Source organism: Streptomyces sp. NPDC042336, assembly GCF_055581985.1.
Map to the genome: position 1 here is coordinate 44,249 of NZ_JBVJEA010000038.1, position 8,884 is coordinate 53,132.

The 8,884-nt window shown below is 70.0% G+C and carries 7 protein-coding genes; 5 read left to right on the forward strand and 2 right to left on the reverse strand.

All coding sequences use genetic code 11. The features are described from left to right. The first annotated feature begins 81 nt into the window (after positions 1–81). Genes ACZ6IM_RS39270 through ACZ6IM_RS39280 form a run of 3 tightly spaced genes read left to right on the forward strand, consistent with a single transcriptional unit; the run spans position 82 to position 2,515 of the window. Positions 82–507, forward strand: a complete 426-nt coding sequence (locus ACZ6IM_RS39270) for a helix-turn-helix domain-containing protein (protein ID WP_469563743.1) — start codon at positions 82–84, stop codon at positions 505–507. Between the two features lie 11 nt (positions 508–518). Next, the gene (locus tag ACZ6IM_RS39275; protein ID WP_469563745.1) at positions 519–866 is read left to right on the forward strand and encodes a hypothetical protein; all 348 of its coding nucleotides are present in this window, start codon (positions 519–521) and stop codon (positions 864–866) included. Further along, the gene (locus ACZ6IM_RS39280) at positions 863–2,515 is read left to right on the forward strand and encodes a recombinase family protein (protein ID WP_469563747.1); all 1,653 of its coding nucleotides are present in this window, start codon (positions 863–865) and stop codon (positions 2,513–2,515) included. Before ACZ6IM_RS39275 ends, ACZ6IM_RS39280 begins: the two co-directional genes overlap by 4 nt. A gap of 317 nt (positions 2,516–2,832) precedes the next feature. Here the strand turns inward: ACZ6IM_RS39280 and ACZ6IM_RS39285 are convergent, their stop codons facing one another. Then, the gene (locus ACZ6IM_RS39285; RefSeq protein ID WP_469563750.1) at positions 2,833–5,289 is read right to left on the reverse strand and encodes a bifunctional SulP family inorganic anion transporter/carbonic anhydrase; all 2,457 of its coding nucleotides are present in this window, start codon (positions 5,287–5,289) and stop codon (positions 2,833–2,835) included. A gap of 255 nt (positions 5,290–5,544) precedes the next feature. Between ACZ6IM_RS39285 and ACZ6IM_RS39290 the strand changes: the two genes are divergently transcribed. Next, on the forward strand, positions 5,545–6,840 hold the full coding sequence (locus tag ACZ6IM_RS39290) for a polysaccharide deacetylase family protein (protein WP_052836405.1): 1,296 nt from the start codon (positions 5,545–5,547) through the stop codon (positions 6,838–6,840). Positions 6,841–6,874: 34 nt separating this feature from the next. Here the strand turns inward: ACZ6IM_RS39290 and ACZ6IM_RS39295 are convergent, their stop codons facing one another. Next, complete coding sequence (locus tag ACZ6IM_RS39295; RefSeq protein WP_469563754.1) at positions 6,875–7,855, reverse strand: ATP-binding protein; 981 nt, start codon at positions 7,853–7,855, stop codon at positions 6,875–6,877. 111 nt (positions 7,856–7,966) lie between these two features. Between ACZ6IM_RS39295 and ACZ6IM_RS39300 the strand changes: the two genes are divergently transcribed. After that, the gene (locus ACZ6IM_RS39300) at positions 7,967–8,791 is read left to right on the forward strand and encodes a Fic family protein (protein ID WP_052836404.1); all 825 of its coding nucleotides are present in this window, start codon (positions 7,967–7,969) and stop codon (positions 8,789–8,791) included. Positions 8,792–8,884: the final 93 nt, after the last annotated feature.

Below are 8,884 nucleotides of genomic sequence, written 5' to 3' on the forward strand. Positions count from 1 at the left end.
CGACCGCAGGGGGACGCATGAACGCGCCCGAAAGTTGTGCATCCCACACCAGAAATCACGCGTGCGCGATACATTGCGCGTATGACAAACGGCTCGCAACCGGAACCACCCATCACCGCCCCCTTCGGCGACTGGCTCAGATGGGCACTCACACGCCACGGCTACGACCTTGACGAACGGGGCATTCAGCGCAAGATCGCGGACGACACAGGCATCCCGCCCGCCACCGTCTCAAGACTCGTACGCGGCACCAGCCAACCGGACGTAGCCACCTGCTACGCCATCGGCAGAACACTCCGAGTCCGCGTAATGCCCATCCTCGTCCGGGCCGGCCACCTCCCCCCCGAGGCACTCGACCGAGAGCCTCAAGCCACTGAGCGGCCCTCACCCACAACCGAAGAGCAAGCGCTTACAGCCCTCGGCCTCACCAACCCGGACGACCGCGCCGCCGTACGCGCCATGATCAACGCCCTCACCGGCAAAAACCGTCGGGAGGGAGCCAACTAGAAAGGCCACCAGTGACCAGCCGTAGCGACGTCTACCTGACCGCCGTCCTCGCCGCAGTCATCCTGATCATCGGACTCACCATCCTCGTGACCGGGGTATTCACGACGAGCAAGGTAGGCGCCGTCATCATCGCGGGCACCACACTCACGACTGTCGGCGCCCTCGCATCCCTGGTCACCGGCTACCGCGCCGCACGCCACTACGCCACCGACAAGACCGACCGCGCCGCCGCCGCCCTCGCCCTCGCGATCGCCGCACACGATGCCGCCCTTGACACACGACCGCCGGAAGCGGCCTCGAAGGTCGTGCCGTTCGGCGAGGCGCAGGCCCGGCGCCAGCCCCGGGAGTCCACTCCGTGACACGAACGCTCACCCCGACGAAGGGCTCACGCCAAGGACCGACGCGTGAGCCCTTCGTCGCATACATCCGCGTCAGCACCTACTACGAGGAGAAGATCAGCCCCGATATCCAGCGCAGCGCGATCAAGGCATGGGCCGACCGCGGCAACGCCGAGATCATCGAATGGGTCGAGGATCTCGACGTGTCCGGCCGGAAGATGAAACGCAAGATCACCGACGCGCTCAAGATGGTCGAAGACCGCACCGCCCGCGGCATCGCCGTATGGCGCTACAGCCGCTTCGGACGATCCCGCCACGGCAACGCGGTCAACCTGGCACGCCTCGAAACGCTCGGCGGCCGACTTGCATCCGCCACCGAGGCCGCCGACACCCGCACCGCCTTCGGCAAGCTCCAAATGGGCATGGCCTTCAAGTTCGCCGAGTACGAATCAGACCGGATCGGCGAGCAGTGGGCCGAGACGCGCGAGCACCGGCGTGTCGCCGGCCTGCCCGCCACCGGCGGGAAGCGCTGGGGGTACATCTGGCACCGACGCCAGTACGACGACGAGGCAGGCGTCATCCACCGCGAGTGGTACGAGCCCGACGACCACGCCCGCGTCGTCACCAAGCTGTACGAACAGATAGCCGACGGAGGGTCCATGGCGGCCGCAACTCAGTGGCTCGGCCGCAACGGCTACGTCGGCACCCGTGGAAAGCCCTGGCTTCAGTCGGGCCTGGGCCGCTACCTCGACAGCGGATGGGCCGCCGGATGGATTCGCTACCACCCCGACGACTGCAACTGTCCGCCCAAGGACCCCGACAGCACTGCCAGCCGCGGGCAGCTCTGCCCCAACCGGCTATGGGTCCCCGGGGCGCACGAGCCGATCGTGCCGGAAGACGTCTGGACCGCGTACCAGGAACAGCGGGAAAAGGCCGCGGAACGGCCGGCCAGCTACCGGAAGCCGAAGTATCCGTTGTCCGGTCTCATGCGCTGCGGGCGCTGCGGCGGCACGGCGTCAGCCGCGGGCGGTGCCACCTACGGAGCCGGGAAGAAACTGATCCTGAAACCGGGCTACCAGTTCCGATGCACCCGCAAGCGGGACAACGGCACGTGCGACGGGGTGTACATCCTCCGCACCGTCGCCGAGAAGAAGCTACTTGAGCGGCTGGCCGAGTGGGCGGCCGAGATCGAGGCCGCCGCCGCCACCATCCCGCAGCAGCGCGCCGAGGAGGCAACCAACCCGCGGGAGCGGCTCAACGCGGCACGCGAACGACTGCGCGCACGGCTCACCGAGATTCAGCGCCAGCTCGACCGGCAAACCGACCTGCTCGCCCGCGAGATCATCCCGGAAGACTCCTATAAGCGGGAGCGTGACCGGCTCACTGCGGACCAGGTGGGCATCACCGCTGAGCTTGCCCAGCTCGACGAGCGCACCGAGGAGGACGAGGCGCGGCCGGCTGACTTCCTGCCCGTCATCCGCGGACTGATCGAGCGGTGGGACGCGACGCCCGTTGACACCCGGCGCGCGTTGCTCCGGTCCATGCTGCGAGGGGTGTGGGCGTATCCGAAGTCGACCGCGCCGGACGGGACCGAAGTACCCGCCTACGCCGTGCCGGTTGCGATTTGGGAGCCCGAGCCCGTGCTACTCGGCGCCCGCGCCGAGGCGTAACCGCAGGTCAGCGAACGAATGCCTTCCCTCTCCTAGTTGAGCAGGTTGGCCAAGGATTCGTTGCTCACGACATCTCCCTTTCTCAGGGTTGTCCGTTGTGTCCCAGGCCACAGCTCATCAGACCCGGGGGGCCGATGACAAGGGTCGACGGGCAAATGGTTTAGACCTGTTCTGGTCGCCACCCGCCCTCGTGTCCCCTTCGTGGTCCGTGGTCACCCGTACCCACGGAAGCCGACGGCGCGGGGTTCAGTGTGTGTAACGCCCCTCACACCGGCCCGCGCCGCGGCTCCCCGGGACCGCTCCGGACGGTCGGGAGGTCAGGCGGTGGGGTTCGGCTCCCGCACGAGCTCGAACACGCCGCCGTCCGCGTCCTCGGACAGCAGGTACGACTGGGCCTCGCCGACGTGGAAGTACATGCCGTGGAGCTCCAGGTCACCGGCGCCCAGCGCCTGGGCCACCGAATCGTGGGCGCGCAGGTGCTCCAACTGCTGGACCACGTTGGCCAGGCACAGCCGCTCGGCGGCGTCGGCGGGTGCGCCTGCGGCCAGCCGGGGCCGGGCGCGGCCGTCCTCGTCCGCGCCTGCGGGCACGCGCTCCAGGCTCGGCAGCCCGTGCCGCAGCCACCGCTGGAGGGGCGTGCGCACGCCGCCGGGGTCGGTGCCGAGCAGCGCCTGCATCGCCCCGCACCCGGAGTGACCGCACACGGTGATGGACCGCACCTTCAGCACGTCCACCGCGTACTCGATCGCGGCGGCCACCGAATCGTCGCCGCTCTCCTCGCCGGGCGGCGGCACGAAGTTGCCGACGTTGCGCACCACGAAGAGGTCACCGGGGCCACTGGACGTGATCATCGACGTGACCACCCGGGAGTCGGCGCAGGTCAGGAACAGCTGGGACGGCTGCTGCCCTTCCCGCGCCAGCCGGGCCAGTTCGCGGCGCATCAGCGGGCCGGTGTTGCGGTGGAACGCGCTGATGCCTCGGGCGAGTTCGTGGCCGGGAGGTCCGTCGGTCGCACCGGGTGCGCCGGATGGGCCGGATACGCCAGTCGTGCCGCGCACGCCGGGGCCGGAGGGGGTGTCGGGGGTGTCGGGGGACCCGCCGGGGGGTCTGTCCGTGGTGGCCTGTCGTTCCGTGCCGGGTGCTGGTGCCTTCGGTGGGCGTTCGCACTGGTGGTTGCGCCAGGGCGTCCAGGGGCGGCAGCGGCAGCCGTCCACCTCGGCCGGTTCGGAGATACGGGTGCCGGGCCTGCGGCCGGTGATGTCGACGGAGCCGCCGTGCGCGGCGTGCGTCTTCTGCCAGTCCTGGAGCGTCTCGTACGCCGCGTGGTCCATGAAGGACCCGTCCAGCTCCACGACGGCGTCCGCCCCGTGGGGCACTTGGTGCAGGACCCGGCTGAGCCGTGGCACGGCGAGGAAGGTCAACTGCCCCCGTACGTGTACGTGGTGGACTCCTTCCGTGTCGTCGTGGGTGATCCGGGTGCGGGTGAGGCGGTGCAGGGCGACGCCGACGGCGACGGCGATGCCCAGCGCGACGCCCTCCAGGACGCCGAGGAACACCACGCCGCAGGTGGTGACCGCGTAGACCAGCACTTCGCGGTGGCGGGTCACCGTACGAATGTGGTTCAGCGACACCATCTTGAGGCCGATGGCCATGACCAGGGCGGCGAGCGAGGCGAGCGGGATGAGCTCCAGCGCCGGGACCATCAGGAGTGTGGCGATCACTACGAGAACGCCGTGCAGCATCGTGGAGTTCCGGCTGACGGCACCCGCCGCCACATTCGCCGAACTGCGCACGGCCACACCGGCGATGGGCAGCCCGCCGAGCGACCCGGAGACGATGTTGGCAGCGCCCTGACCGAGCAGTTCGCGGTCGAGGTCGGAACGCTTGACGCGGCCGGTCAGCGCGGGCCGGGCGGCGACCAGCTTGTCCACGGCGACCGCGCCGAGCAGGGACTGCACGCTGCACACGAGGGTGGTGGTGAGGACGGCGGCGACGAGTCCGAGCACCGGTCCTTCGGGCAGCGAGGCCAGGGCGTGGCTGCTCCAGGACGGCAGGTCGACCTTGGGCAGTCGGAGTCCGGTGAGGGAGGCGACCGCGGTGGCACCGGCGACGGCGATCAGGGCGGCGGGCAGCTTGCCCAGCACCTGACCGGCCCGGCCGGGGACGCGGGGCCAGAGCAGCAGCAGGGTCAGGGTCAGCACGCTCACGGCCACGTCGGCGGGGTGGAGGTTGGCCAACTGGGCGGGCAGCGCGACCAGGTTGTCGGGCACGGAGCTCTGCGGGGTGCCGCCGAGGACGATGTGCAGCTGTGCGACGGCGATGGTGACGCCGATGCCGGCGAGCATGCCGTGCACGATGGCGGGGCTCACGGCGAGCGCCGAGCGCGCCACGCGCAGGCAGCCCAGCCCCAGCTGGGCGATCCCGGCGAAGACGGTGATGGCGCAGGTCGTACGCCATCCATAGCGCTGGATGAGGTCGGCGGTGACCACGGTGAGCCCGGCGGCGGGGCCGCTGACCTGGAGCGGACAGCCGCCGATGCGTCCGGCGACGATCCCGCCCACCGCGGCGGCGACGAGGCCGGCCTGGAGGGGGGCGCCGGTGGCGAGGGCGATGCCCAGGGAGAGGGGGAGGGCGATCAGGAAGACCGCGATCGCGGCCGAGACGTCGGCGCCCGCGACGCGGAAACGCCGGGGGCCGCCGGGCGGCGGGCTGTGGGGCGGGTGGACGTGCTTGGTCCGGGCCGTATCGGCGCGGGCGGGGACGCAGGCTGACATGTTCCCGTCTCCTGAGGATCCGTTCGATTACAGCGAGTAAATAGAGAGTAATTCAGAGTAAAGAAGAGGCATAGTTTTTTAGCGCGAATGGAGTAACGGGCTGCGCATTCGGGTGGAGCAGGTATTTCATCGGCTTGTCGTACTAATTCCTTCTCATTTCCGTGTCACCTTGACGGCGCTGACGGAACGGCCCGGCTCAGCACCCGACATCGCCTAGTCGGCGTTGGCCCGAGAGAAGGAAGAAGGTGGGCGGACATGGCCGCCACCCGCAGGATGGCCTCCCACAGGATGGCCGCGCGCGCCGTGGTCGCCGCGGTCTGCGCCGCGTCGCTGGCCGGTTGCGCGATCGACAACGGCACCGGTTCCGGCGAGGGGACGCAAGGCCCGGAGAAGGAAAAGGGGAAAGCGGCACCGGCGCCCAAGAACGCGGTCCGGCTGATCGGTGACGGTTCCACCGCGTACACCGGGGCCCAGCCGCACCTGCCCCGGCCCGAACGCCTCAAGCCCGGTCAGAAGCCCCCGCAGTTCGTGGTGTTCTCGTGGGACGGCGCGGGTGAGGACAGTCAGAAACTGTTCTCCCACTTCCGCGAAGTGGCCAAGGAGAACAACGCCACGATGACGTACTTCCTGAGCGGCGTGTACATGCTGCCGACCGAGAAGCGGGACCTGTACAGCCCGCCTCAGCACTCCCCGGGCCGCTCGGACATCGGCTTCAACGACGAGCAGGGCATCACCGACACCGTGAAGCAACTGCGGCTGGCCTGGCAGGAGGGCAACGAGATCGGTACCCACTTCAACGGCCACTTCTGCGGTGCCGGCGGCGGGGTCGGCGAGTGGTCCGTCGAGGAGTGGAAGGAGGAGATCAGCCAGGCCAAGCAGTTCGTGAAGACCTGGAAGACCAACACCGGGATGAAGAACGCGGCGCCCCTTCCCTTCGACTACGACAAGGAGCTGATCGGCGCCCGCACCCCGTGCCTGGAGGGCCAGAAGAACTTCATGGAGGCCGCGAGCCAGATGGGCTTCCGCTACGACAGCAGCGGGGTGAACAACCAGGTCTGGCCGTCGAAGAAGGAGGGGCTGTGGGACCTGTCGATGCAGCTCGTGCCGTTCCCGGGCCACTCGTACGAGCAGCTCACCATGGACTACAACTACATGGTCAACCAGTCGGGCACCGCCACCCAGGGCGACCCCGCCAAGCGCGAGTTCTGGGGCGACCAGATGCGTGACAGCCTGCTCAAGGGCTTCGAACGGGCCTACGACGGGAACCGCGCGCCGTTGATCATCGGCAACCACTTCGAGTCCTGGAACGGCGGCACCTACATGCGCGCCGTGGAGGAGGTCGTCGAGACGGTGTGCACCAAGGAGGAGGTGCGCTGCGTCTCCTTCCGGCAGCTCGCGGACTGGCTGGACGCCCAGGACCCGAAGGTCCTGAAGAAACTGCGGACCCTCGGCGTCGGTGAGGCCCCCGAGAAGGGCTGGGCGTCCTTCCTGTCGGCCGCGCCCGCACCGGCGCCCAAGGGCGTGCCCGGGGCGCCGGCCGCCAAGCAGTAGCGCCGCCCGCCCTCCCGCGGGGACGGGGGAGTGGTCACGCGGGGGCGGCGACCTCCTCGCCGAGGACGAAACCGGGGTCGACCTGCGCCGCCAGGTCGTCCCCGGTGCGCTCGTTGCCCCAGCTGGCGGCGTTCTTCAGGTGGAAGTGGACCATCTGCTCGGTGTAGCGCGCCCAGTCCCGCCGCTCGTACGTCGCTTCGACGGCCGTGTGCAGCGCGCGCAGCGCCCGGCCGTTGGCCTCCTCCAGGAGCTCGAACCGGGGCGGGCGGCCCTTCTCCATGGCGCGCACCCAGTCCGAGTGCCCGACGGTGACCAGCAGGTCGTCCCCGACCTGGTCGCGCAGGAAGTCGAGGTCGTCCTGGCCCTGCACCTTGTTGCCGACGACCTTCAGGGTGACGCCGAAGTCGCGGGCGTACTCCTTGTACTGGCGGTAGACGGAGACGCCCTTCCGGGTCGGCTCGGCGACGAGGAACGTGATGTCGAAGCGGGTGAACATGCCGGAGGCGAACGAGTCCGAGCCGGCGGTCATGTCCACCACGACGTACTCGTCACGGCCGTCGACCAGGTGGTTCAGACACAGCTCCACCGCTCCGGTCTTGGAGTGGTAGCAGGCGACTCCCAGGTCGGCGTCCGTGAAGGGCCCGGTGACCATCAAACGGACGGTCCCGCCGTCGAGTTCCACCGGCTGGGCGCAGGCGTCGTAGACCGGGTTGTCCTCGCGCACGCGCAGCAGACGCGAGCCCTCGCCGGGCGGCGTCGTCTTGATCATCTTCTCGGCGGAGGCGATCCGCGGATTGGTGCCGCGCAGATGGTCCTTGATCAGCGGCAGGTGCTCGCCCATCGCGGGCAGCCCGGCCGCCTCCGCGTCGTCGAGGCCCAGCGCGGCCCCCAGGTGCTGGTTGATGTCGGCGTCGATCGCGACGACGGGTGCGCCGGTGGCGGCGAGGTGGCGGATGAACAGGGAGGACAGGGTGGTCTTGCCGCTGCCGCCCTTCCCGACGAAAGCAATTTTCATGTTCACCAAGCGTAGTGGCTCGATAGCTGTAGGTGGCATGCGAGACGGGTGAGGGGTGAAGAAGACCACTCATTCGTGGGGCGCGGTGCCGGGTTGCGTAGGGTCTTACTCATGAGTACGACAGGCGCGAACGCCGATCCGCTCGCGGCCCTGGGCGCCCTGCCCGGCGTGGCCGAGTCCGTGGAGTCCGTACGCAAGGCCGTGGACCGCGTCTACGGCCACCGGATCATGCGGCGCCGCAGCAACGAGATCACCTCCGAGGCGGCACTGCGCGGCGCCCGGGGCTCGGCGGCGCTGTCCGGGGCGGACTGGGCCCTGGAGGAGGTGCGCAGGCGCAGCGACTTCAGCGGTGACGACGACGCGCGCGCGGTGGGTGCCGCGCTGCGACTGACCGCGGAGGCGGGGCAGCTGCTGTCCATCTGGCGCCAGTCGCCGCTGCGGGTGCTGGCCCGGCTGCACCTGGTGGCGGCCGCCGACAAGGCCGACGAGGTGGGTCGTCCGCGCCAGAAGGGCGAGCCGGTGGACGAACCACTCGTCGAGCTGCCGCTGCCCGACGCCGAGGAGGCGCACGGCCGCCTGGAGGGACTGGCCGCGCTGGTCACGGCCGGCGGTTCGGCGCCGGCGCTGGTGACGGCCGCCGTGGTGCACGGGGAACTCCTGGCGCTGCGTCCCTTCGCCTCCCACAACGGGCTGGTCGCGCGCGCCGCGGAGCGCATCGTCCTGGTCGGCAGCGGACTGGACCCCAAGTCGGTGTGCCCGGCCGAGGTCGGCCACGCCGAGCTGGGGCGCGCGGCCTACCTCGCGGCGCTCGACGGCTACGTCTCCGGGACGCCGGAGGGCATGGCCGCCTGGATCGCCCACTGCGGCAAGGCCGTCGCGCTGGGCGCCCGCGAGTCGACGGCGGTGTGCGAGGCGCTCCAGCGCGGGGCGGCGTAGAGCTCGTAACAGGATCTTGTTGGGGTGCCCTGGTCGGGCGTGACCGATGTGATGATCTGGCCGTTCGTGTTGTGTGACGACTCGGCCGTGGAT